At 66.1% G+C, this 22,273-nt stretch carries 25 protein-coding genes; 6 read left to right on the plus strand and 19 right to left on the minus strand.

The features are described 5' to 3' along the window. Position 1: 1 nt before the first annotated feature. The 3 genes from OXQ33_RS05810 to OXQ33_RS05820 form a co-directional block, all read right to left on the minus strand. Positions 2–553 carry a TadE/TadG family type IV pilus assembly protein gene (locus OXQ33_RS05810; RefSeq protein ID WP_267433749.1) on the minus strand — a complete coding sequence of 184 codons (552 nt, stop codon included), beginning with the start codon at positions 551–553 and terminating at the stop codon, positions 2–4. Next, positions 550–1,131, minus strand: a complete 582-nt coding sequence (locus OXQ33_RS05815; protein ID WP_267433750.1) for a TadE/TadG family type IV pilus assembly protein — start codon at positions 1,129–1,131, stop codon at positions 550–552. Before OXQ33_RS05815 ends, OXQ33_RS05810 begins: the two co-directional genes overlap by 4 nt. Before the next feature lie 104 nt (positions 1,132–1,235). Next, on the minus strand, positions 1,236–1,979 hold the full coding sequence (locus OXQ33_RS05820; protein ID WP_267433751.1) for a dienelactone hydrolase family protein: 744 nt from the start codon (positions 1,977–1,979) through the stop codon (positions 1,236–1,238). Here OXQ33_RS05820 and OXQ33_RS05825 point away from each other — a divergent pair. From OXQ33_RS05825 to OXQ33_RS05835, 3 genes are all read left to right on the plus strand, one after another. Further along, entirely contained in the window at positions 1,978–2,691 is a 714-nt protein-coding gene (locus OXQ33_RS05825) for a DUF2238 domain-containing protein (RefSeq protein ID WP_267433752.1), read from the plus strand. The two genes, OXQ33_RS05820 and OXQ33_RS05825, sit on opposite strands and share 2 nt — an antisense overlap. A gap of 299 nt (positions 2,692–2,990) precedes the next feature. Beyond that, positions 2,991–3,770, plus strand: coding sequence for an SDR family oxidoreductase (locus OXQ33_RS05830; RefSeq protein WP_267433753.1), 780 nt, complete (start codon positions 2,991–2,993; stop codon positions 3,768–3,770). A gap of 40 nt (positions 3,771–3,810) precedes the next feature. Beyond that, a complete protein-coding gene (locus OXQ33_RS05835; protein WP_267433754.1) occupies positions 3,811–5,034 on the plus strand; it encodes a threonine synthase in 1,224 nt (407 codons plus the stop codon). A gap of 95 nt (positions 5,035–5,129) precedes the next feature. On the opposite strand, the gene OXQ33_RS05840 is transcribed toward OXQ33_RS05835, so the two are convergent. Together OXQ33_RS05840 and OXQ33_RS05845 are read right to left on the minus strand one after the other, a co-directional pair. Then, positions 5,130–6,380, minus strand: coding sequence for an arsenic transporter (locus OXQ33_RS05840; protein WP_267433840.1), 1,251 nt, complete (start codon positions 6,378–6,380; stop codon positions 5,130–5,132). Between the two features lie 190 nt (positions 6,381–6,570). Continuing rightward, positions 6,571–8,706 (minus strand): TonB-dependent receptor, encoded by a 2,136-nt coding sequence (locus OXQ33_RS05845; protein ID WP_267433755.1) that lies wholly within the window; start codon positions 8,704–8,706, stop codon positions 6,571–6,573. A gap of 170 nt (positions 8,707–8,876) precedes the next feature. Between OXQ33_RS05845 and OXQ33_RS05850 the strand changes: the two genes are divergently transcribed. Beyond that, the gene (locus OXQ33_RS05850) at positions 8,877–9,056 is read left to right on the plus strand and encodes a hypothetical protein (protein ID WP_267433756.1); all 180 of its coding nucleotides are present in this window, start codon (positions 8,877–8,879) and stop codon (positions 9,054–9,056) included. A gap of 53 nt (positions 9,057–9,109) precedes the next feature. Here the strand turns inward: OXQ33_RS05850 and OXQ33_RS05855 are convergent, their stop codons facing one another. From OXQ33_RS05855 to pncB, 3 genes are all read right to left on the minus strand, one after another. Continuing rightward, on the minus strand, positions 9,110–9,460 hold the full coding sequence (locus OXQ33_RS05855; protein WP_267433757.1) for a VOC family protein: 351 nt from the start codon (positions 9,458–9,460) through the stop codon (positions 9,110–9,112). A 29-nt stretch (positions 9,461–9,489) separates the two neighbouring features. Next, positions 9,490–10,581 carry a Gfo/Idh/MocA family oxidoreductase gene (locus OXQ33_RS05860; RefSeq protein WP_267433758.1) on the minus strand — a complete coding sequence of 364 codons (1,092 nt, stop codon included), beginning with the start codon at positions 10,579–10,581 and terminating at the stop codon, positions 9,490–9,492. 396 nt (positions 10,582–10,977) lie between these two features. Beyond that, positions 10,978–12,282 carry a nicotinate phosphoribosyltransferase gene (pncB, locus tag OXQ33_RS05865; protein ID WP_267433759.1) on the minus strand — a complete coding sequence of 435 codons (1,305 nt, stop codon included), beginning with the start codon at positions 12,280–12,282 and terminating at the stop codon, positions 10,978–10,980. A 145-nt stretch (positions 12,283–12,427) separates the two neighbouring features. Between pncB and OXQ33_RS05870 the strand changes: the two genes are divergently transcribed. After that, positions 12,428–14,467, plus strand: a complete 2,040-nt coding sequence (locus OXQ33_RS05870) for a DUF3857 domain-containing transglutaminase family protein (RefSeq protein ID WP_267433760.1) — start codon at positions 12,428–12,430, stop codon at positions 14,465–14,467. A 554-nt stretch (positions 14,468–15,021) separates the two neighbouring features. On the opposite strand, the gene OXQ33_RS05875 is transcribed toward OXQ33_RS05870, so the two are convergent. Next, complete coding sequence (locus OXQ33_RS05875) at positions 15,022–16,029, minus strand: hypothetical protein (protein WP_267433761.1); 1,008 nt, start codon at positions 16,027–16,029, stop codon at positions 15,022–15,024. A 135-nt stretch (positions 16,030–16,164) separates the two neighbouring features. On the opposite strand from OXQ33_RS05875, the gene OXQ33_RS05880 reads away from it, so the two are divergent. After that, positions 16,165–16,806, plus strand: a complete 642-nt coding sequence (locus OXQ33_RS05880; protein ID WP_267433762.1) for an SOS response-associated peptidase family protein — start codon at positions 16,165–16,167, stop codon at positions 16,804–16,806. Here the strand turns inward: OXQ33_RS05880 and OXQ33_RS05885 are convergent. The 10 genes from OXQ33_RS05885 to OXQ33_RS05930 form a co-directional block, all read right to left on the minus strand. Next, the gene (locus OXQ33_RS05885) at positions 16,796–17,230 is read right to left on the minus strand and encodes a hypothetical protein (RefSeq protein ID WP_267433763.1); all 435 of its coding nucleotides are present in this window, start codon (positions 17,228–17,230) and stop codon (positions 16,796–16,798) included. The two genes, OXQ33_RS05880 and OXQ33_RS05885, sit on opposite strands and share 11 nt — an antisense overlap. 48 nt (positions 17,231–17,278) lie before the next feature. After that, positions 17,279–17,479, minus strand: a complete 201-nt coding sequence (locus OXQ33_RS05890) for a hypothetical protein (RefSeq protein ID WP_267433841.1) — start codon at positions 17,477–17,479, stop codon at positions 17,279–17,281. A gap of 69 nt (positions 17,480–17,548) precedes the next feature. Next, positions 17,549–17,884: a hypothetical protein gene (locus tag OXQ33_RS05895; RefSeq protein ID WP_267433764.1), complete on the minus strand. Its 336-nt coding sequence runs from the start codon at positions 17,882–17,884 to the stop codon at positions 17,549–17,551. Continuing rightward, entirely contained in the window at positions 17,881–19,704 is a 1,824-nt protein-coding gene (locus OXQ33_RS05900; RefSeq protein WP_267433765.1) for an SGNH/GDSL hydrolase family protein, read from the minus strand. The genes OXQ33_RS05895 and OXQ33_RS05900 overlap by 4 nt, the downstream gene beginning before the upstream one ends. Positions 19,705–19,707: 3 nt before the next feature. After that, the gene (locus OXQ33_RS05905) at positions 19,708–20,169 is read right to left on the minus strand and encodes a hypothetical protein (protein ID WP_267433766.1); all 462 of its coding nucleotides are present in this window, start codon (positions 20,167–20,169) and stop codon (positions 19,708–19,710) included. Positions 20,170–20,172: 3 nt separating this feature from the next. After that, positions 20,173–20,298, minus strand: a complete 126-nt coding sequence (locus OXQ33_RS05910; protein WP_267433767.1) for a hypothetical protein — start codon at positions 20,296–20,298, stop codon at positions 20,173–20,175. A gap of 7 nt (positions 20,299–20,305) precedes the next feature. Then, positions 20,306–20,731, minus strand: a complete 426-nt coding sequence (locus OXQ33_RS05915) for a hypothetical protein (protein WP_267433768.1) — start codon at positions 20,729–20,731, stop codon at positions 20,306–20,308. Positions 20,732–20,733: 2 nt separating this feature from the next. Further along, positions 20,734–21,237: a TIGR02594 family protein gene (locus OXQ33_RS05920; protein ID WP_267433769.1), complete on the minus strand. Its 504-nt coding sequence runs from the start codon at positions 21,235–21,237 to the stop codon at positions 20,734–20,736. Between the two features lie 225 nt (positions 21,238–21,462). After that, positions 21,463–21,783, minus strand: a complete 321-nt coding sequence (locus OXQ33_RS05925) for a hypothetical protein (protein ID WP_267433770.1) — start codon at positions 21,781–21,783, stop codon at positions 21,463–21,465. Further along, complete coding sequence (locus tag OXQ33_RS05930) at positions 21,780–22,268, minus strand: hypothetical protein (RefSeq protein ID WP_267433771.1); 489 nt, start codon at positions 22,266–22,268, stop codon at positions 21,780–21,782. Before OXQ33_RS05930 ends, OXQ33_RS05925 begins: the two co-directional genes overlap by 4 nt. Between the last annotated feature and the right edge of the window lie 5 nt (positions 22,269–22,273).

Genomic DNA, 22,273 nt, shown 5'->3' on the forward strand with positions numbered 1-22,273 from the left:
GTCACCGACAGTCCGTGCAGTCGATCTCGTCGGTGTTGCGCGGGATCATGTAGAGCGAATCCTTCAGCGTCAGCGGCCCGATCGCCCCGAAGGAACTCGGCGGGGTATAGGCATAGGTGACTTCGGCGAAGAGCAGATAGGACGACGAATAAGCGAGCATTTCGCTGGGCACGGTGATCCGGCTGCCGGGATTGTAGCGGGTGGTGTTGAGCCCCCTGCTCCACTTCACCGTCGCCTGGCCGTTCGCGATGGCGATCTCCGTGACGCGGATCGTCGCCGCGCTGGCGGCATAGGGCAGCAGCACCTGGGTCGCGAGTTGCAGATCGTCGTCCACTTCGCTCGCCGAGATCGTGCCGGTGGTGTTCTGCGAAATCAGGTCGCCCGCCGCACGGGTGGCGATTGTCACCTTGCGGTTGCAGGCGATACCGTCCTGAAGCTGAACCCCGCCCAGATAGAGGATCAGCATCACCGGCAGGGTCAGCGCGAATTCGACCATCGCGACCCCGTCCCTGTCACCCAGCGCGGCAACGCATCGCGACCCCCGGCGGATCACGTATAGGCCTCCGACTTGGAGACCGATGTCGCCATCAGCACCGTCTGCCCGGTCCCGCGCGCCTTCAGGTCGGCGGTCGGGGCGATCTGCATCGGCCAGAGATAGATGAAGCGGATCATCACCAGCGACCCTTGCGCGCCCAGATCATAGGAAAAGCTGTTGGTCGGCTTTCCCTTGGCATCGAAGGTCAGGGTCATGGCATGGCCGCCCAACCCGGCACCGGTCGTCGCGCTCTTCACATCGACATATAGCCGCGAGCACGACATGAACGAGGGCAGCGCGGCGCATCCGTTCTTGCGGAAACGCTCGGCAAGCTGCGCCTTGGTCATGCCCGCGCCGCTGCCCTGGATATCGCTGGCCTGGGTCTGGCCGGTGACGACGCCGCGCGCCGCCACCTCGACCGCGCTTTCCAGCGTTTCCTGCGCCAGATAGGCCAGGCTGGTCTGGAGGATCGCCAGCAACAGCGCGATGAACGGGGTCGCGACCAGTGCGAATTCGATGATCGCCGCCCCCCGTCGATCGGCAAGGATCGACGACCGGTGGCCTGAACGGCGGCGCGGTAAGGGGGGAAAAGGCATGGCCGGGCGATTTTCTTTCCTGCCCACTATGGCCAGGATTCGTTAAACTTCGGCAAACATCTTAGCTTGCGTCAAGAATCCGGCGGGCCGCCGAAGGCCCGACCCTATCGCAGCGCGCGGGCGTACAAGGCCAATGTCCAGTTCATCGCCTGAAGGAAAAGCGCGGGATCGTATCGCGGCCCCTCGTCGCGCAGGAATGCGTGCTGGCCCGCCACTTCATGCCATTCATAGGAGGCGCCGACCTCTTCCAGCCGCGCGCGGATCGTCTCGCGCCCGGCATAGGGGACATGCGGGTCCTGTCGTCCCCAGACGAACATCGCCTCCGCCTTCAACTCGTCCATCCGTGCCAGGCTGTCGTCGCTGCGCCCCTCGCCCAGCGTGCCCGAATGGATGTCGGTGGCGTAGAAGCACGCCGCCGCCGATACGCGCGGGTCGAGCGCGGCGCGATAGGCGAGATGCCCGCCCAGGCACACGCCGAACGTCCCCAGCCGCCCGTTGCACGCCGGATGCGCCGCCAGCGCACCCAGTCCCGCCGCCGCATCCGCATCATAGGCCGCCACCGGCTTGGTGAATTTCAGGTCGTTGCCCCGGTCCGTCCCCGGCTTGTCATAAGCCAGCACCGTGCCCGCCGGCTCATATTCATGATAGACCTCGGGCACCGCGACGACATAGCCCTGCCCCGCCAGCATCGCCGCCAGCCGCCGGATCGGCGCGGTCACCTGATAGATTTCGGAAAACAGCAGGATGCCCGGAAAGCGGCCCTCGATCGCGGGGCGGAACAGGTGCATGCGCATCGTGCCCGATCCGGGCACCTCGACATCCTGAAACTCGTCGCTGCGTATGATCATGGCGGGCCTTCCTGTGCTGCGCGCCGTCCTTCGCATTCCGGCGCGGCGGCGGCAATCGGCTTGCGAGGGGGCGGGCCGTCGTTATCCTGGCGGTATGGACCGGGGGACGAGACGACTGGCGCTGTTGAGCGCGATCTGGATGGCCGGACTGGTCGTATCGGGCCTGCGCCCCTTCGACCGGGCGACCTGGTGGATGGAGGTCGCGCCGGTGCTGATCCTGCTGCCATTGTTATGGGCGGCGCGGCGGCGCTTTCCGCTGACCGGGCTGGCGCTGTTGCTGATCGGGGCGCACGGGCTGATCCTGATGCTGGGCGGAGCATATAGCTATGCGCGGGTGCCCGCCGGATATTGGGTACAGGACTGGCTGCATCTGGCGCGCAACCCCTACGACCGACTGGGCCATTTCGCGCAAGGCTTCGTACCCGCCATCGTGTTTCGCGAAGCGCTGATCCGGCGCGGGGGGCTGGTCCGGGGAGGCTTGCTGACGGCCCTGGTCCTCGCCTGCTGCCTGGCGGTCAGCGCGACCTATGAGTTGATCGAATTCGGGGCCGCCATGGCACTGGGCCAGGGGGCGGACGAGTTTCTGGGGACGCAGGGCGATCCGTGGGACACGCAATGGGACATGCTGATGTGCCTGATCGGGGCGGTGACGGCGGTGCTGACCCTGTCGCGGGTGCATGACCGGCAGATGGCGGGGATGGCGGCGAGGTAAGTTTCGCGCGGAGGCGCGGAGACGCGGAGGTGTCCCGCCCAGCCGCAGGCTGCCTCCATTCACCACAGACCGGCTTTGTCTTCCGATCGAGAGGATAAGAGACGGCGCGGCACGTCCAGACACCTCCGCGTCTCCGCGCCTCCGCGCGAACAAAAGGGGTGATCGAAGGGCCGACCCATGGTAAAAGCCCCCAGCCCAGAATCGGGAGTTTTCGAGATGATCCAGCGGCACCGCTAAGGCGGCACAGGTTTCAACAAGGCGGCAAGATCCGCCCCCTGCCCTTCATTTCGAGAGAATTCATGCCACGTTTGCCAAACAAGACGTGCGTCGTCACCGGCGCCGCGCGCGGGATCGGCCATGCCATCGCCCGGCGCTTTCATCAGGAAGGCGCGACCGTCATCCTGACCGACCGTGATCGACCAGCCGGACAGGCCGCCGCCGAAGCACTGGGCTGTCGTTTCGAGCTGCTCGACGTCGCCGAGGAAGCCGACTGGGCGCGGCTGGCGAAAGCCGTGCCGGTCGCCGATGTGGTCGTGAACAATGCCGGGATCACCGGCTTTGAAGACGGCTTCGTCCCCCATGATCCCGAACATGCCAGCTTGGCGGATTGGCGCGCGGTGCACCGGGTCAACCTCGACGGCACCTTCCTCGGCTGTCGCTATGCCATCGGCGCGATGAAGGCGGCGGGCACGGGCTCGATCATCAACATCTCGTCGCGCTCGGGGCTGGTCGGCATTCCGGGGGCGGCGGCCTATGCCTCGTCCAAGGCGGCGATCCGCAACCATAGCAAGACGGTCGCGCTCTATGCCGCGCAACGGGGGTGGAAGATCCGCTGCAACTCCATCCACCCGGCGGCGATCCTGACCCCGATCTGGGAACCCATGCTGGGCGACGGCCCCGACCGCGTGGCGAAGATGGCCGCGCTGGTCGCCGACACGCCGCTCAAGCGCTTCGGCGAGCCGGACGAGGTCGCGGCCATCGCGGTCATGCTGGCCTCCGACGAGGCGACCTATGTGACGGGGTCGGAATTCACCATCGACGGCGGGCTGCTTGCCGGGTCGGCAGCGACACCGGGCTAAGCGTCTGGCGTCGGGCGGTTTCGGCCGATAGGCTGGGTCCATGAATCGCAACCTGACCGAAGACCGCCCGACCTTCGTCACCCATCTGGAATGCTCGCTGACCGGCGAGCGGTACGAGGCGGACCAACTCCACGGCCTGTCGCGCGCGGGGCGGCCGCTGCTGGTCCGCTACGACCTGGAGGCGCTGGGCCAGGCGGTGTCACGCGAGACCATCGCCGCGCGTCAGACGGACCTGTGGCGCTGGCGCGAACTGCTGCCCGTGCGGCACACGAAGAGCATCGTGTCGCTGGGCGAGATCGAGACGCCGCTGATCCCGATTCCGCGCTCCGGCGGCGCATCGGTGCTGGTCAAGGACGAGGGGCGGCTGCCCACGGGCTCGTTCAAGGCGCGTGGGCTGGTCATGGCAGTGGCGATGGCGCGCGAACTGGGCGTCACCCGCATCGCGATGCCGACCAACGGCAATGCGGGCGCGGCGCTGGCCGCCTATGCCGCGCGCTGCGGGATCGAGACGGTCATCCTCTGCCCGGAGGAGACTCCGGAAGTGAACGTCCGCGAGATCGCCGCGCAGGGTGCGCGCGTCTGGCGGGTCAATGGCCAGATCGACGAATGCGGCGCCATTGTCGGGCGCGGCGCGGCGGAGGGCCGCTGGTTCGACTTCTCGACGCTGAAGGAGCCCTATCGGATCGAGGGCAAGAAGACGATGGGGCTGGAACTGGCCGCGCAACTGGGCTGGGAACTGCCCGATGCGATCTTCTACCCCACCGGCGGCGGCACCGGCCTGATCGGCATGTGGAAGGCATTCGACGAGATGGAGCGGCTCGGCTGGATCGGCTCCAAGCGCCCCCGCATGTATGCGGTGCAGGCGAGCGGCTGTGCCCCCATCGTCCGCGCCTATGAGGCGGGCGAGGAGCATGCCGAACGCTGGGAGGATGCCGCGACCGTGGCGGCGGGGATTCGGGTGCCCAAGGCGGTAGGCGACTTCCTGATCCTGCGCGCGGTGCGGGAGTCGGGGGGTGCGGCGCTGGCGGTGGGCGATCCCGCCATCCTGAAGGCGGTGGACGATTGCGCCCGGCGCGACGGGTTGCTGCTGTGCCCCGAGGGCGGGGCGACGCTGGCGGCGTATAACCAGGCCGTGCGCGACAATCTGGTCGATGAGGAGGAGCGGGTGGTGCTGTTCAACTGCGCCACCGGGCTGAAATATCCGATGCCGGAAGCGGGGCAGTGGCTGGACAAGGACGGGGCGGTCGATCTGGCGGCGCTGTAAGCCCCACCGCCGTTCAGCCTGAGCGAAGTCGAAGGCCAAGGGGAAAGCGTCCCGCGTGCACTTCGACTTCGCTCAGTGCGAACGGCGGTGGGGCTTCACCCGATCGCCAACCGCATCCCCAGCGCCGCCAGCAACGCCAGCGGCATCGCCACCGCCCCCACCTTCAGGAAAGCGAGGAAACTCACATCCTCCCCCTCGCGCCGGATCGCCTGGAGCCACAATATCGTCGCCAGCGATCCCGTCACCGACAGGTTGGGGCCCAGGTCCACCCCGATCAACAGGGCACCGGTGACGATCTGCGGCGGCTGCGCCTGCGCAATCGCGCTGCTGGCGATCAGCCCGGCGGGCAGATTGTTCATCGCGTTGCTGACAAAGGCGAGCAATGTCCCCGACACCGCCGCCGCGCGGGTCGGATCGGTCAACATCTCCCGCAGCCCCCGCGCCACCCAGGCGATCACCCCGGTGCGGTCCAGCGCCTCGACCAGTACGAACAGCCCCGCGACCAGCGGTAGCACCCCCCAGGACACATGCCGCGCGAGCCCGAGCGGCGAACGCCCCGCCAGCAGCGACACGATCACCGCCGTCGCGATTCCCGCCAGCGCGGTCGGCAGGCCCAGCTCGGCGTCGAGCGCCGACACGACAAGGAGCAGCAACGCGGTCAGCACGATCCCCGCGATCGCCAGCTTGCCGCCGGTGGTGAGCGTGTCGCGGACCACATCGGCCTCGCACGTCCCCGCGATCCGCTCACGCTCGGTGAAACGCAGCACGGCATAGGTCACCGCGATCGACGCGATGGAGGGTAGCGCAAAGGCCTTCATCCATGCGCCCAATGGCGGCATAAGCCCGCCGTACAGGACCAGGTTCGCCGGATTGGAAATGGGCAGCACGAAGCTCGCCGCATTGGCGATCAGCGCACAGGCGAAGAGCAGGGGCAGCGGATCGGCCTTGGCCTTTTTCGCCGCGACGAACACGGCGGGGGTCAGCACCACGGCGGTCGCGTCGTTGGACATGAAGGCCGTGACGATCACGCCGGTCGCATAGACCAGCGCGAACAGCCGGGCCCGCGACCGCCCCGCCATGTTGACGGCGGTGGCGGCGATCCAGTCGAACGCGCCATGCTCGCGCGCGGTCTCGCTCAGCAACATCATGCCGATCAGGAAGAGATAGACGTCGAGCCCCTTGCCGACCGCCTGCCCGGCCTCTTGCCAGGGCATCAGGCCGAGGACGATCAGCACCACCGCCCCCGCCATCGCCCAGATCCATTCGGGCCAGCGCATCGGCCGCGCGATGACGCCCGCCGTGGACAGCCCCGCAATCGCCCAGGTCGTGCCCGTTGCCAGCGTCACCATCGGCTCTCATTCCCCTGAGGGCCGCACCGGCCCCGTCATGGGCCGCCCGATAGGCGAGAGGCGCAAGCCGTGGCAATGGCCACTCCCATCCCGTCCCAACCGACCTCGGCTTTCGCCGGGGTGGAGCATGAGGGGGCGTGAAAGGCCGACTTTCGCTACGCCCCCAACAGGGGAGGACCTTACCCGATCAAAACGCCTTGGACAGGCCGACGAAAAAGCCGCGACGCGGCCCGAATTGCGGCGCGCCGACACCCACGCCGGTTCCGTCGCGAATCTCGTATTTGTGGTCGAGCAGGTTGATCACGTCGAAACGGATATCGAGGTTCGGCCCCGCCAGATGCTGGCTCGCGGTCAGGTTGAACTGCGCATAGGGCGACAGCTTCGCGCCGTTGGGGATGGAATTGACGTCGTCGTCCCGCCGCAGGCCCGAGCCATAGATCATGCTGCCACCCAGCTTGGTGCCTTGCGCAAAGGCATAGGACACACCCGCCGAGCCGGTGAATGTCTGGTCGTGGTCCAGATAGATGTATCGCCCCGCGATATAGGCGAGGTCGTCGGGCGAGAAGCTGAACTGGCTGGAGACGATGTTGCGCCCCTTGGCCTTGGCCGCCGCGAAATTGGCATAGGCGAGCAGGCCGCCGCGCGCATAGCTCATATTCGCCTCGATCCCGCCGATCCGCCCCTGCCGGTAATTGAACGGGGTCAGGATGATCGGCGCGCCGAACTGTCCCTCGTCGATCAAATTCTTCGAGATGCGGTAATAGGCGTCGATGCCATAGGTGAAATAGCGGCTGAGCTTCGCCTGGAAACCGGCGTCGAAATAATCCTGCCGCTCGGCAAAGGGCACGTCGTTGAGCGGATCGGCGGGATAGGCGCTGGTGCCGACGAACTTGGCGATGCTGGTGCTCGCGACCAGTTCGAAGGGCGGCGGCACGAAATAGCGCGAATAGCCCGCGTGCAGCGTGTACACATCGTCCGGCTGCCAGACGAGGTTGACGCGCGGCGACAACTGCCCCTCGCGCCGATAGCCGTTATAGAGATCGTAGCGCGCGCCATAGTTGAGCGTCAGCCGAGGCAGCAGCTTCCATTCGTCCTGAAGATAGGCGCTGAAGCTGGTCGCGGTCTTGCCGCCATTGTCGACGATCGCGATCGGCTCGCCCGCCTGGTTGCCGTTCGCATCAACCGGGAAGACGCTGGTCGTGGTATCGCTGGTCGACCGATCGCGCGTCACCAGCAACCCGCCGCGCAGCGTATGGGCGGCGCCGACATGATAGACCGCATCGACCTGTCCGCCGATCGCGAAGTCCTGTTTGTACGCCTGTTGCGCCTGCCCGTTGTAGAGCAGTTCGCCCAGCACGTCGGGGCGATAGCGTAGCGAGGAATAGCGCGCGAACAGCGACGCCTGCACGGTCAGCGGCTCGGCATCGTGGAGGAAGGCGAGTTGGCCGAAGCCGGTCTTCTCCAACTGCGTCTCGTTCAGCGTCTCGCTGGGAAAGGCGCTCTGCCCGCCGACCGTCCAGTTACCGCCCGGCTGTTGCCCGACCGGGTTGGGGATCTGGAACCACTGGTTGGAATAACCGCCGACGAACGACACCCGGTTCTGATCGTCCAGGATATGGTCGATATAGGTGAAGGCCTGATACTGGTCGGTATCGTCATGCACCGGGTTGGAGCGGCCATCGACGCTCTCGATCCCCAGCCCGCTATGCCGGTAATCGCCCGACACGAAGTAATTGGTGCTGCCCGACGAGCCGCCATAGGTCAGGCTCGGCTGGATGGTGTCGTGACTGCCGCCATAGATGGACGCGGTGCCGCCATTGTCGAACAGCCCGCTCTTGGTGGTGATGTCGATCACGCCCGCGGTGCGCAGGCCATATTGGGCGGGCAGCGCGCCGGTCAGGATGTTGACCTTGTCGACCAGGCGCGGCGACAGGGTCTGGCCGAACACCGCCAGCCCCTCGGGCAGGATGGTGCCGTTGATGCGATATTGCAGGCCGTTATGGTCGTCGCGGACATGGAACTGGCCGAAGCCGTCCTGCACCACGCCGGGCGCTTGCAGCAGGATCTGGTTGAACTGCTGGTTCTCGCCGCCGGGCAGCGCCTTGATGGTGTCGCTGGTGATCTCGTAATTCGACGCGCCCAGGCTCGGCTGGATATGCGCGCGGGCATTGTCGAGCCGCTTGGCGGTGACGACGATATCGCTGGTGTCGCCGCTCGCCTGCGTCTGGTCGGTATCGGGCGTGGGGACGCCACGCGTCTGGGCGAGCGCCGGAAGGGCTATTGCGGACGAGGCGACACAGCAGAGCAGGGCATAAAGACGCATGGACATACTCGCATGATATATAGTCTCCCGGTGACGCCCTGCTTCGCTGCACCGCGATACGAAGGCAAGCGGAGTCGCTCCGCATGACGCATTTGTAAGCGAGTCATCATGCGCCGCTCGGGCCTCCATGGGTCATGGTAAGCGGGGCGGCATCGGCCTATATCAGCGACATGGCCGAACGTTTTGAAAGACACCGCCAGCCCTGGCGGACCGACGAAATTCAGAAACTCCATACGCTTGCCAAGAAGGGCATGGCGCTGAAGGCGATCGCCAAGGCGCTGACCCGCAGCGAGGAGTCGGTGAAGGCGCGCGCGAAGGAAGACGGGCTGTCGATCGCCAAGCTGCACTGAAGGCACGTTTGCGAGCGCGCTGTGGGCGCGCGCCGAACGGCCTCCCGGCGGCGTCAGCGGATGATGCGGCCGATCCGCACCAGCACCCCGCTGGGGTCGCTCACCGCGAATTCATAGGTGCCCCAGGGTTTGGCGTGGGGGGCATCCCGCTCGATGATCCGATCGCGCACCCGGTCGGCGACCGCATCGACATCCTCGACATAGAGATAGAGGCCGAAGGGGTTGTCCTCCACCCGTGGCGGCCAGCCCGGCATGTGGTTCAGATGCAGGTGCCAGCCCTGCCCGTCCTCCAGGATGCGATAGCTGCCGAAATCAGCCGCCACCTCGAACCCCAGCAGCCGGTAAAAGGCGGTGCTGGCATCCAGATCGTCGGCGGGGACGATGGCGACGACATGGTGGTTCATCGGGGCGCTCCCTGGAGGCATGACCGGGATCAGGCGATGGCGATCCGTCGCCCCTCGCGCGCGGAGCGGTAGATCGCCTCGATCACCTTCATGTCCGCCAGCCCTTCCTCGCCCGCCACCAGGGGCTTGGTGTCGTTCAGGATGCACTCGGCCAGGTGGTCGAGCTGCCCGGCATGCTGGCCCTTGCCCGCCGGGACCTGTCGCTCCTCGGTACGACCGTCGCGATGGATCCACATCTTCTGCCCCTCGTAAGATGTGGCGGGCTCCAGTTCGATCCAGCCCTCGGTCCCGGTCACGCGGTACATATTGTGGTTGGAGCTGTAGCTCGACACGCAGGTTGTCTCGATCCCCGAGGGGAAGCGCAACAGGAAGCTGATCCGGTCCTCGACGGTGCGGAAGCGCGGGTCGTTGCGGTCGGTCGCCTCGATCGCGCTGACCTCGACCGGTTCCTCGCCGGTCAGATAGCGGACGGCGTTGAGGCTGTAGATGCCGATATCCATCAGCGACCCGCCGCCCGACAGCGCCCGGTCGAGCCGCCACTGGTTGGGCCGCGCGTTGAAGCCGTGGTCGGCGGTGATGATCCGCGTCGGCCCGACGAAACCCTTCTGCGCCAGATCGATCGCCAGCCGGTTGTGCGGCTCGAACCGCGAGCGATAGCCGATCATCAGCTTGCGCCCCGCCTTGCGGCACGCCTCGATCATCGTGCGGCACTCGGCGACCGACACCGCCATCGGCTTTTCGCACATCACATGCTTGCCCGCCTGCGCCGCGCGCACCGTATATTCGGCGTGCAGGGAATTGGGCAGGATCACATAGACGACGTCGATATCCGGATTGTCGCGGATGCGGTCGAACGTCTGATAGCTGTAGCGATGGCTTTCGGGGATGCCGTATTTCTCGCCGAAGCGCTTCAGCTTCTCGGGCGTGCCGCTGACCAGCGCGACCAGCCGCGACTGATCGCATTCCGCGAACTTGGACATGATCAGTTCGGCATAGCTGCCCAACCCGACGACCGCATAACCGATCTTGCGCCCGCGCGGCGCGGCACAGGCATTGCCCGCCGCCAAGGCGAGCCCCGCTCCCAACCCCGCGATGATGGTCCGACGATCGGCGTTGCGCATGGTCTTCTCCCTTGATCCGGCCAGGCGATGTCGTCCCGCCATTTCATGAAGTTATCATGCGCCGCCACGGGGCACCACCATCATAGACCAAAGTCGATACCATCCTCCCCGGCACGGGGAAGGGGACCGCCGCGAAACGGTGGTGGAGGGGGCTCGCCGCCAGGGCCGATCGACATTCACCCATTCCTCCCCTGCAAGGGGAGGTGGCAGGCCGAAGGCCTGACGGAGGGGTGTCCCGCTATCGAGAGGGTGACACCCCTCCACCATGCTGCGCATGGTCCCCCTCCCCTTGCAGGGGAGGAATGATGAACCTTCCGCTTGAAGGTTGATCCGGTCGCAGGAACGTCCTGTGAAGAAGCCCCCTTCCCTCACCTTCCCTTGCAGGGGAGGATCGTATCACACCGTGACCGCCGACGCCTGCCGCCCTTCCTGCCCGAATATCCGCAGATAGCGTTCGATCTCGTCCGGCCGGCCAGTCGCCTTGGCGGGGTTGTCGGACAGTTTGACCGCCGGTCGCCCGTCCGCGCTGATGACCTTGGCGACCAGCGAGATCGGTTCCAGCCCCGCCTCGCCCGCCGGGTCGCATCCCCGGAAGTCGTTGGTCAGGTTGGTGCCCCAGCCGAAGCTCATCCGCACCCGGCCATGGAAATGGCGATAGGTCGCCTCGATGCTGTCCACGTCCATGCCGTCGGAAAAGATCAGCAGCTTGCTCTTCGGGTCGCGGCCATGCTCTTTCCACCAGGCGATGATCTGCTCGCCCCCTTCGATCGGCGGCATCGAATCGGGGCGGAAGCCGGTCCAGTCCGCCAGCCAGTCCGGGGCGTTGCGCAGAAAGGCGCTGGTCCCGAACGCATCGGGCAGGGCGATGCGCAGATTGCCGTCATACAGCGCCTGCCACTCCTCCAGCACACGGTAAGGCGCCGCCGCCACCCCGGCATCGTCGGGGGCCAGCGCGGCCATCACCATGGGCAGTTCATGCGCGTTGGTGCCGATCGCCTCCAGGTCGTTGTCCATCGCCAGCAGCACGTTGGACGAGCCGATGAAACGATCACCCAGCCCTTCCTTCAGCGCCTCGACACACCAGCGCTGCCACAGGAAGCCGTGCCGCCGCCGCGTCCCGAAGTCGGAGAGGACGAGGTCGGGCAATTCGCGCAACCGTTCGACCTTGTCCCACAGCTTGGCCTTGGCGCGGGCATAGAGAATGTCGAGCTCGAACCGCCCCTTGCCCTTCAGCGCGGCGCGCGAGCGGAGTTCGTTGACGATGGCGAGCGCGGGAATTTCCCACATCGTCGTCTGCGCCCAGGGTCCGTCGAAATGCAGCTCGAACTGGCCGTCGACCGTGCGCAACTCGTAATCGGGCAATTGAAAGCGGGCCAGCCAGTCGATGAACTCGGGCTTGAACATCCGCTGCTTGCCGTAAAAGCTGTTGCCCGCCAGCCAGATCAGCTCCTTCTTGGTGAAACGCAGCGTGCGGGCGTGGTCCAGTTGCTCGCGCAATTCGCGCTCGTCGATCACCTCGGCCAACCGGACCGAATGGCTGCGGTTGATCAGCGAGAAGGTCGCCTGCACCTCCGGATGAAGCTGCCGGATCATCTGGAGCATCAGCAGCTTGTAGAAATCGGTGTCGAGCAGGCTGCGCACGACCGGGTCCAGCCGCCAGCCGTGATTATAGACGCGGGTGGCGATGTCGGTGACGGGCATCAGGACTCCTCATGGTCGGTCGCTCTGCGGCAGTGCGTCCGTCGATGCACGTTCCGCCACGACCGGGCAAGCACCGGCCCCGGCTTGAACCCGCCAAAGCTTCTGTCACTATGGGGCTCGGGGCTGATGACGGGATTTTGGGGGGATGACGGTGCGGATGATGGCGATGGCGCTGGTGTCGATGCTGGCGGTCGGAACGGCGCAGGGACAGGCCGACCGGGTCCGGCGCGGCCCCCTGCCCGCCTGGGCCACCCGGTCCGAACCCCTGGCCATCCCCGCGGATGCCGGCGGCCCGGTCTTCATCCGCCGCCAGGATGTCGAGGCGCATCTCGACGACAAGGGGCAGGCCCAGTATCTGGGCTACCGCGTCAAGATCCTGCAATCCAATGCGCTTCAGATCGGCAATATCTCGCTGGCCTGGGATCCTGCCGCCGGGCCGCCGATCGTCCATGGCATCATCGTCATCCGCGACGGCCAGACCATCGACGTGCTCAAGACCGCCGCGTTCGAGATCCTGCGCCGCGAGGACAAGCTGGAGGAAGCCAAGCTCGACGGCATGCTGACCGCCGTGCTGCGTGTCCCCGATCTGCGCGTCGGCGACGAGCTGGAAATCGAATGGACCAGCTTTTCCAAGGATCCGGTGATGGGCAACAAGGCCTCCGGGCTGCTGGCGCTGGCGGCCAGCCCGGCGCCGGGCCGCTATCATGTCGGCCTGAGCTGGGACGCCGGGCACAAGCCCAACGTCAAGATGACGCCCGACCTGGCCTCGGCGGCCCAGTGGAGCGACACGGCCCTCGACTTCCGCTTCGACAATCCGCCGACCCTGACCCCGCCCAAGGACGCGCCGCCGCGCTACCAGTGGCAAAGGATCGCGGAATATAGCGACTTTGCCGACTGGGAGTCGGTGTCGCGCCATTTCGCGCCGCTCTACGTCAAGGCATCGACCCTGCCCCCTGCGTCCCCGCTCAAGGCCGAGGCCGCGCGCATCGCCGCCGCAAACCCCAAGCCGCTCGACCGCGCCGCCGCCGCGCTGAAGCTCGTCCAGCAGGATGTCCGCTACATCTATGTCGGGCTGAACGGCGGCAACCTGACCCCGGCCGGCGCCGACGAGACGTGGCAGCGCCGCTATGGCGACTGCAAGGGCAAGACGGCGCTGCTGCTCGCCCTGCTCCGCGACATGGGAATCGAGGCGGAGGCGGTGATCGTCAATTCCAGCGGCGCCGACGACGGCTTCGACCAGCATCTGCCCAATCCCGGCCTGTTCGACCATGTGCTGGTCCGCGCGCATATCGACGGCCAGAGCTATTGGCTGGACGGCACCTTGCCCGCCGTGGCGACGCCCGCCGCGCGGCCGGTCTTTCCGGTACAATGGGTGCTGCCGCTGACGGCCAAGGGCCATGGCCTGGAGAAGCTGGGCTGGCAGATGGCCAGGGTGCCCGACGAGATCACGCTGACCGAGATCGACGCGCGCGCCGGGTTCGACAAGCCCGCCACGCTGACCTCCACCACCATCACGCGCGGGGTGGAGGGATTGCAGCAGCAGATGCAATTCTCCGCCATCACCCCGGCGCAACTGCTCGACGCGCTGCGCCAGAACGCGGTCGGCGAATTCTGGCAGGCGATCGACAGCGTCACATGGCGCTACGACCAGAAGGCCCAGGCGAGCATCCTGACCATCAAGGGCACCGGCAACGTCGATTGGGAAAATGGCACCGGCGGGACCAGGTCGCTGGCACTGCCCGGCGGCGGCTTCAGCCCACCCGAGCGGCGCAGCCGGGGCGCCGATGCGCGCAAGGACGTCCCCTTCTACGCCAAGCCCGTCTATAATTGCCACGCCACCACCATCCGCCTGCCCAGCGGGACGGAGGCCCGGCAATGGTCGGCGACGGCCAGCTTCGACCAGCGGCTGTTCGGCCACCATTATCACCGCGCCTGGGAGATGCGCGACGGCACGATCCGCATGATCCGCGGCTCGCGCACCGAACAGACGGAAATCGACGTCGCCACCGCCGAACGCGACAATGCCCGCATCGCCGCCTTCGACAACAGCAAGGGCTATATCACCTACACCCCGACCGGAAAAAAAGCGGAGATCGGCAAGGGCGAAAAAGTCCCCGCCCCCGACGAAATCGACTGGACCGCCGATAACGTGCCATGCGCGGCGCCGACGACCACGGGGGCGTGAAGGCCAGCGAGCGGCGCTCGCCGGGCTTTACCGATGTCTGGTGCGGATCGATATTCACGCATTCCTCCCCTGTAAGGGGAGGTGGCAGGCCGTAAGGCCTGACGGAGGGGTGTCGCGCTCTTGATAGGAGGACACCCCTCCACCATGCTGCGCATGGTCCCTCTCCCCTTACCGGGAGGAATGACGAGCATTCCGCGTGAATGTCGATCGGTTCTAGGAAAAGCGCCGCGAATGCGGGATGCCGGCGGGCATTATTTCAGCACAACAATGGCGGAGACGGAGGCAGTCAAACTAAACGCCAAGAGTGGCGGATTTCCGTCGCTTCCCAGCGCTGTGGGACGGAATGTCCATGGATCATACCATGGATGAAAAATGTACCCGCTTTTGCGGCAATGGAGCGGCCCGACGGGGTCGCACCGTCCTCGCACGCGGGGGAACCGCGCTCGTCCGCTGGACGGGCCGCACCCAACTCGTGCCTTCAAGAGAACAAAGAGGCAACTGCTAATCGGCATATCGAGTGACATATTTCACCGGCCGATTAGTCACACCGTTGCTCAGCCATAGTCGGGCTTTGGGAAGGGGCGGGCGGGATACCGGCAGCCCTTCGCAAAACGCGGCTTCAGGAAGCGAAGGTATCGAAACTGGCGGAGGTTGTGACGCACCGCGCGATCCTTGTTCGCCAATAGGTGGGCAGCGCGCGGGGCTTTGGCTCGTTGCCCTCCCGCCGTCATCAGCGTGTTGTGATAGAACTCGCCGTCCAACTCCCAGAAGATGCCGCGATGCTCGCCATGGAAGGTAAAGCCGGCGGCCTGGTAGACGGTGCCGAACAACCCGCACCGTTCATCGGCAAACGACTGAATCCATTTCACGGTCGGCCGGACACGGCGGATCAGCCGGATCGCGGCCGCAAGTGACCGGCTTTCGCTGTTCCGGGGGGCCTCGTCATCGAGCCACATGCGGTTCAGCTCCAGATACTCGCTCATGGCAGTGCCGGTCACGACGCTCCCGGCAGAGGCCGGGTTCATCGCATAGCCGAACTGCAGGACGCCGAGCAGCCGGCCGTCGATCCAGACACCGAGATGGAGGGTCGAGCCGCGATAGATCCGCCCGCTGTAGTGATTGGCAATGACGATCTCGTTTGCGATCTGCCGATCAAGCATCGTGACGTGGAATGCCCGATCACCGAACCCGATCGCGTCGCCGCCGCCGACTGGAAAGAGGTAGCCAGACGTTTCCCCCGCCACGCCATGATGCCGGGTGAAGTCGATGCCCGGGGTAACCGGGATTGTTGGAGACATAGTGGGATTGTTGCTCTCATTGGGAGCCGCCCGGCGCGTGGCCGGGCGGCGGATGTTGCGGCATGACCAGCCGCGCGTGACGGATCCCAGGTCCGTCGGTTGCCGTGTTGGCGCACGGCACCCCCGCCCGGTCGTTCGACCGGATCGGACGTGTTCGTAAAATTCTAATCGGGCCCGAATGGTGATCGCCATCGCGCGATGATAATCGCCAGGAATGCGCCGAATGCCCCGCCGCTCGACCCCGCCGGCAATGGTGCCGGACAACGATGATGAGCCGCCGCCCAGCCGGTGGGATCACTTGGCCCTATGGATCGAGGTGTTCGGCTTCGGGGTTCTCCTCGTCACTGGCACAATTGCGCTTGCTTGGGGCGCCGTGTGCTACGTGATGGGAGTTACCTGATGTGCAACCGAGCGCGGTATGCGGGCGAACCGGACACCCTGTTCCAGTCGGCGGCGAAGCTGTTCGATGAGCGTCCCCGCGATAACCGCTTCTACCCGCAGGAGCTCAGCCCCCGGTCCCGGTCCTATGTGATCCGCGAGGCGGGCGGGGAGCGCGCCTGGGACGTGATGACGTGGGACGTGCTCGGCGGAAAGACCTATCCCATGACGAACGTTCGCAACCTCGCGCTACCGCAATGGCGCAAGCTGGCGGCCGATCCGGCGAACCGGTGCGTCATCCCGCTCACCGAATTCTGTGAGTTTACGCCGGACCGGCACGACCTAGACGACGGCAAGGCGCCTTTGAAAGGGGAGATGTGGTTCAGCGTGACGGACCAGCCCGTCTTCGCCGTCGCCGGGTTCTGGCAGGAGACGAAGGACGGACGCTCGTTCGCCATGGTCACTTGCGATCCGAACAGCCTGGTTGAGCCGATCCACCCTAAGGCGATGATCACGATCCTGCATCCCGACGACGTGACGACCTGGTTGCGCGCGCCAGCTGACGAGGTGGTGGCGCTCCAGCAACCCTACCCAGCGGAGCGGATGACGGTGCGAGGGCCGATCTTCCCGACACGTGGCATTTCCGAACCGGTCAGCCCCTGAGCCCACATTCACGCGCGACGCGCCGCGCTCGATCGGCATCTCGCTGCTCGTTCATCGTCTCGCGCAGGAACTCGGCGAAGCGGGCGCGCTCTTCGTCCTCGGGGAATGGCTCTGGTTTACGGAAGCCCCGCAGAGGTTCTGTACGGGCCTCGGCGAGTGCCGAGTTGAAGGCGATTGTGTTCTTGATACCGAGCGCGTTGAGCATTCCGTTGAAATACATGTGTAGATCGTTGCTACGGCCGATCCCGTCATGCGCTGTGCCTCTGCCAGGATCTTCCACGCGCGGGCGCCGTAAAGCCTGCCAGAAACCATAGAAGGACGAACGGCCCCGCCCGGCGATCGCGTACAGTGTAGCGAGAATAACGCGATCAGACAGTGACGTCTCGACCGGCCCTTTGACGGCCCGCGCGCTCAGCCGCTTCATCCAGCGCGACCAGCCCCATAAAGACGATCCGCGCCCTCTGAGCCCGGTTCACGCTACAGGGAGCGTGAGCTGCTCGCCCATCGAGGCGAAGCACGCTCGCGCCGCACGCGCGCCATCGACCGCCTGCCGATACTGGACGGTCGCATATTTCTCCGCCTCGATGAAGGAGAGGGGTGTCCACTCATCGGACGGATAGCATGCGTCATAGATGGCGCGCGCAGCGGCGCGCAGCCGGGGATCGTGCTGCATCATGTTGGTATTCCAGCGAATCGGTACACCAGCCATGATGGAACATAAAGGGAACATTGGTCAATGCGGTTATGCCGGTGGCGCTCGCTCCAGCACGTAGCCCCATCCCCGTTCGTTGCGGATCTCGATCTCGCCGCCCAGGCGGCGCAGCCAGTGCCGCAATCGGCATATCCTGACCTTGGCGACGTTCGTCTCAGCCTCCTCGCTGACAGTCAGCATGGCCAAGCTCAGATGCGAGGCCCGGCCCCGGCGGACGAGGTGATAGAGCGTCTCCACCTCGCCGCGCGGCCGGTGATGACGAACGCCCCGCCAATAGACCGCGTAAGGATCGCGCTGGACGGCCAGGCCGAACCGCTCCACGCGATCCGGCCGATCCGCTCCACAATGGGGACAAGGCTCGATCATGGGGCGAGCAACGCCTTTTGCGACTGGGGAATGGCCGCGACGATCGCTTGCACTGCCGAAGGGAAAGGATGAACCCCTTCGGGGCTGACCTGGGGCCGCATCACGGTCCCCGACGGAACGACCGCCGTGTTGGACGAAGTCGTCACGGTGTATGGGCCGGTTCCCGTGACCGACAGCACGGATAGCGCCGCGCCGCCGCCGATGAGGATGTCCGCGATTCTCGGCGGCGTCGTGGTCTGAAACGACGTGTAGGGCGTGGTGCCGTCCGTGCCAGCCTGTGCCGCTAAGGTATAGGTGTCGGCGACGATGGGCCACGTCCCCGGAGCCCCGGCGTCGTACCAATAGGGCTTCGTGCTGATATAGCCAGCCAGGCGACCACCGCCGCCCGCTTCCTTGAACGCCTCCAACTGCCATTTGAAGCCGTTGCCCCAGCCGTTGGTCGTGGATGCCCATTCATTGTACTGGGACGCCGTCTGCCCTTCGCGCGTGGTCCAGAAGTTCGTCGAGGTGGTGCGGGGCAGCACGCCGGTCGCAATCATCCTCATGCCGGGATACCGCGTCTTGAACCGGTCCACGAAGCCGGTCCAGTTGCCTTGCATGGTGGAATAGGTCGAGTTGCTGTCGTTCTGACCCAACTGGTTGACCGCGACCGTAAACGGCAGCGCGCTACTCGCATTGAACGCCGCCGCCTGGTCGAGCACCTGCCAGCGAAGCGTGGCATTGGTGCCAAGTTCGCGCGCCGATCCGGCCCCCGGCATACCCATCATCATGAAGGGGACGCGGCGATAGCTTGGATCGTCCTTATCGAGCCAGCGCCGGAGCCAGCCGAGATTGCCGCGCGTGTCCGCCTCCGCAGCATATTCCTGCCGGGCCTCGCCGATGCTGTCGACAACGCCCAGCACGACGGGACGACCATCCCAACCCCGCGCGACCGTCATGTCCGGCCCGTAATAGGCAGGCTGGCTCTGCCCAAAACCGGTATCGAGCGACGCGGTCGAAGCGGTCGCGGGCGCGCTCAGCATCGGCGTAAGGGTCGCGGCGTCCGTAGCACCCCATACGCGCTCACCCCGCGCTGTCTGGATGCGATAGACCGGGATTTGCTTCTCCGCGGCGGCGGTGTGGTAGAGGGTGTAGATTGCCACGCTGGCCTCGCGCGGAACGGTGATCGTCGGCTCATCCGTCCACGCGCCGATGTTGCCGCTCGCGATCGAGACGCCAGCCTGCCCCCCGAACGTCAGCGCCACCGGGGCAGCCCCGTTTACGCTGATCCACACGCCATCAATCACCGTGGCGTTGCCCGGCAGCACGGTTTCCTGCGGGCTGTTACCGCCCTCCGTCGAGGCGAATCCCGAAAAATGGAACCGGGGATTGGTGACGGTGTGAACGGTCGACGCCAGCACGATCCGCGTCATCACGTAATTCGTCGCCGACGCTGCCGTCACCAGCGAGCCGGAGGGGAAGCGCGACCGGGTCGACCAGAACATGTAGCGCTGCGCGTCCGTGACCGGCGTTTCGAGTGGATCGGCGATGGCCGTAAAGGTCAATGGTTCCTCGACCGCCCGCTGACCCTTGGTCGCGCGAACCACGATCGTGTACGCCTGCCCAACGGCCTGTGCACCCATGCCGGCGACAATCCGGCCGTCCGATGCCAAGGCCAGCTGCGCGGGCGCGCTGCCTACGACGGTGTAGGTCGAGCCGGCCCCAAAGGGATCGGTCAGGGCGGCGATCAGCGCCCCTTGCGCGATGGTGGTGTAATAGGTGGACTTGCTGGCCGAGAGACCCGGCCCGCCACTTCCTCCAATGCTGAACTTGAAAGCCATGCGTCAGCCCTCCCGCGCATAGACGGGGGTCGAGGCGGCGGTGCAGATGATCGAAATCGCGCCCGTGGTGACGTGAGTGCTGCTTTCGTACAGTTGGCCTCCGCCGGGCAGCAAGAGGCTGTTCTGATCGGCCGTCGCAGTCGCGAGGCCGCTGATGTAACAGGTCGCCGAATTCTGCACCTGCACCTGGATGAAGCGGCGCGAAGGATTTGCCGGCATCAGCTGCGTCGCCGTCATACCAAAGATGCCACTCCGGTTGGTCGACGTGATCTGAGGCAGGACAGCGGTAATGGGTACAGGGTTGCTGATATCATAGGCCGCACCCGTTCTGTCGACGAGCGTGCTGGCGCCGCCGGGGACCGTGCGTCCGGCCCAATCCTTTACCGGGGGCAATTGCGTCTGGCCGGCGGCGTTTGCCGACAGGCAGGCGAGCGCGACAGCGCCCACCCATAGGAGGATCCTCATAGATCAGTCCTTTCGAGGGGTCGTGGAATGGGTGGGCCAGCCGCCCCACAAGAGGCGGCGCTTGGCCTCGCAGGCGGCCAGCGCGATGTCGCCGTTGCGGATGGCCCGCTCGGCGTCGGCGCTCGACATGCTGCCGTCAGCCTGGGTGGTCAGCGGGAACGGAAGGCACGGCTCCGCCGCCGCCTTCGGTCGATCGGGGAGGTTCGGCAAAGAGGGCGTCGCGATCGGCCGCCGCTCCCCGCACGCGGTCAGCAGCAAGGCACAGAGCCCGGCCAGCATCGGTCTGTTCATAGCGTGTCACCGTGTCTCTGGATCGGAGGATGATGGGTTGCCGGTTGGCGAGGTCGGCGGCGTATCCCTGCGCTGCGCTCGCCAGGCGGTCCGAATAACCGGCCTGCGCATTCAGGCGGGCCCGGTCGGCGGCGGCGAGGCTGTCCGACCACGCCGCGCGCTCGTTGGTCAGGGTCAGTCGGTAATCGGCGCGGAGATAGTCGAGGCGGGCGATCCACAGGCCCAGCACCGCGATCACGACGAACGGCCATAGGCGGGCCAGCCTCGCCATGGTCACGCCTCGTTGACCGATAGCGGCTGCCCGGCGGCGGACAGGCGGACGGGCTTGCCGATGACCGGCAGGCCAGCGGGCCAGCGCCGGGCGACGCACCGCTCTTTCGAGATGCGCGTGATCGTCACCGCATCGCTCTGATTGCCGCCCAGCACGCGATACGCCGTGTCGTCCTCGCCGACATAGAAGCCGACGTGCCCGCCGCCCTCGCGCTCGAACACCAGCACCGCGCCGGGTGCCAGCGCGTTGGCCGCGATCGGCTTGCCCCAGGTCGCCCATGCCTTCGCACGGACCGCGATCGGGGGAGGCGTCAGCCCGGCTTCGGTGACGCACTTCGCGGCAAACAGGCCGCACCACGGGACGCTGTCGGCATTGAACACCATCCCCAGCACCTTGGCACCCAGCGTCTTCGCCCAGCCCATGATGGTCGGATTGCTCGCGGGTCCCGGCGTCTCGCGCACGCCAAGTTTCGCCCGCGCGGCGGTCAGCCACGTTGGTTCGGTCATCGAATTATCCTTTGTTGGAGACGGTTAAGTCAGGCGGCGCTATGCAGGTCTCACCGGGCCGACTTCCCCCGAAGACGCTCGGTCGCAGGGCCTGCCCTTTCTCCCAACTGGCAGGCCCTGCATCGCAATTCTGACAATATTGATTTCTATCAACTGAGTGCCCGGCATTGCCCGGGCGGACAGCAGGTCGCCTCGCCTGGTCAGCAACGGGGCGAGGCGACTTGGTCAGGTGTCCGGCTTATCCTTGGCAGTCGCCATGCCAGCGACCGTTCCAATGATCGCCCGGGCAGCACCGAGCACGAACTTCATCGCGCCGAACCCCAGCCACCCGGAGGAAATGGATACCGTCAGATAGGCCCATAGCGGCCAGCCGAAATGTTGTGCCGCCGCGCCGCCGATCGCACCGAACGCGGGCAACAGCGAAATGAGGACGGCGATATCACGCCAGGATACGGGCTGCTTGGCCTCGATCTTCTGGCCGATGCGAAGCCACTGCCCCGCCGCAACGGCAAAGACCCCGATGCCATAGTGCTGCCACTCTTTCACAGCGTCACCACCCCTATTCCCAACCCCGTGATTACGAGCCCGATCGACACCATGAGGCTGACGGTGCGATGCGTAGCGGTGACCGCCTGGACGAAGGCCATGCCGGTCACGGCCATTGCCGCCGCGATGCAGTCGGTCACGATGTCGAAGGTCTGCCACGTGGCGGGCGAGCGAGAGATGAGCTTCGCTAGGTCGCCCGCGCATCCGAAGGTGAAGCCGAACCCGATTAGAGCCGATCCCACGAACAGCAGCGATGCAGACCATGGCGCTGTCATGGCGTCGCGCAGGTCGACGTGAAGCCGCTCGATCGTGGCGCGGAATTCCGCGCGGCATTGCGCCCGGCCTGGTTCCCGGCACCGAATCAACTGCCACAGCGCCCGGCGCGCGGGCCCCAGCCATTGAACGCTTGCGACCCCGAAGCGTGCGCCGGTCAGCATCAGCCACCATATGGCGGCCGTGCTTATGATGTGCCCGAGCGCGGTCATTTCGC

It is taken from the genome of Sphingomonas sp. GM_Shp_1 (assembly GCF_026540895.1).
Classification (GTDB): Bacteria; Pseudomonadota; Alphaproteobacteria; order Sphingomonadales; family Sphingomonadaceae; genus Sphingomonas.

Bases quoted from the DNA above. Each gene is read 5' to 3' on its own strand.
- OXQ33_RS05885 (WP_267433763.1), bottom strand. From the start codon at position 17,230: ATGAAGCGGCTGAGCGCGCGGGCCGTCAAAGGGCCGGTCGAGACGTCA.
- OXQ33_RS05825 (WP_267433752.1), top strand. From the start codon at position 1,978: ATGGCGGGCCTTCCTGTGCTGCGCGCCGTCCTTCGCATTCCGGCGCGG.
- OXQ33_RS05905 (WP_267433766.1), bottom strand. From the start codon at position 20,169: ATGAGGATCCTCCTATGGGTGGGCGCTGTCGCGCTCGCCTGCCTGTCG.
- OXQ33_RS05915 (WP_267433768.1), bottom strand. From the start codon at position 20,731: ATGGCGAGGCTGGCCCGCCTATGGCCGTTCGTCGTGATCGCGGTGCTG.
- OXQ33_RS05910 (WP_267433767.1), bottom strand. From the start codon at position 20,298: ATGTCGAGCGCCGACGCCGAGCGGGCCATCCGCAACGGCGACATCGCG.
- OXQ33_RS05855 (WP_267433757.1), bottom strand. From the start codon at position 9,460: ATGAACCACCATGTCGTCGCCATCGTCCCCGCCGACGATCTGGATGCC.
- OXQ33_RS05860 (WP_267433758.1), bottom strand. From the start codon at position 10,581: ATGCGCAACGCCGATCGTCGGACCATCATCGCGGGGTTGGGAGCGGGG.
- OXQ33_RS05820 (WP_267433751.1), bottom strand. From the start codon at position 1,979: ATGATCATACGCAGCGACGAGTTTCAGGATGTCGAGGTGCCCGGATCG.
- OXQ33_RS05850 (WP_267433756.1), top strand. From the start codon at position 8,877: ATGGCCGAACGTTTTGAAAGACACCGCCAGCCCTGGCGGACCGACGAA.
- OXQ33_RS05880 (WP_267433762.1), top strand. From the start codon at position 16,165: ATGTGCAACCGAGCGCGGTATGCGGGCGAACCGGACACCCTGTTCCAG.
- OXQ33_RS05920 (WP_267433769.1), bottom strand. From the start codon at position 21,237: ATGACCGAACCAACGTGGCTGACCGCCGCGCGGGCGAAACTTGGCGTG.
- OXQ33_RS05845 (WP_267433755.1), bottom strand. From the start codon at position 8,706: ATGCGTCTTTATGCCCTGCTCTGCTGTGTCGCCTCGTCCGCAATAGCC.
- OXQ33_RS05930 (WP_267433771.1), bottom strand. From the start codon at position 22,268: ATGACCGCGCTCGGGCACATCATAAGCACGGCCGCCATATGGTGGCTG.
- OXQ33_RS05830 (WP_267433753.1), top strand. From the start codon at position 2,991: ATGCCACGTTTGCCAAACAAGACGTGCGTCGTCACCGGCGCCGCGCGC.
- pncB (WP_267433759.1), bottom strand. From the start codon at position 12,282: ATGCCCGTCACCGACATCGCCACCCGCGTCTATAATCACGGCTGGCGG.
- OXQ33_RS05890 (WP_267433841.1), bottom strand. From the start codon at position 17,479: ATGCAGCACGATCCCCGGCTGCGCGCCGCTGCGCGCGCCATCTATGAC.
- OXQ33_RS05900 (WP_267433765.1), bottom strand. From the start codon at position 19,704: ATGGCTTTCAAGTTCAGCATTGGAGGAAGTGGCGGGCCGGGTCTCTCG.
- OXQ33_RS05895 (WP_267433764.1), bottom strand. From the start codon at position 17,884: ATGATCGAGCCTTGTCCCCATTGTGGAGCGGATCGGCCGGATCGCGTG.
- OXQ33_RS05870 (WP_267433760.1), top strand. From the start codon at position 12,428: ATGACGGTGCGGATGATGGCGATGGCGCTGGTGTCGATGCTGGCGGTC.
- OXQ33_RS05815 (WP_267433750.1), bottom strand. From the start codon at position 1,131: ATGCCTTTTCCCCCCTTACCGCGCCGCCGTTCAGGCCACCGGTCGTCG.
- OXQ33_RS05835 (WP_267433754.1), top strand. From the start codon at position 3,811: ATGAATCGCAACCTGACCGAAGACCGCCCGACCTTCGTCACCCATCTG.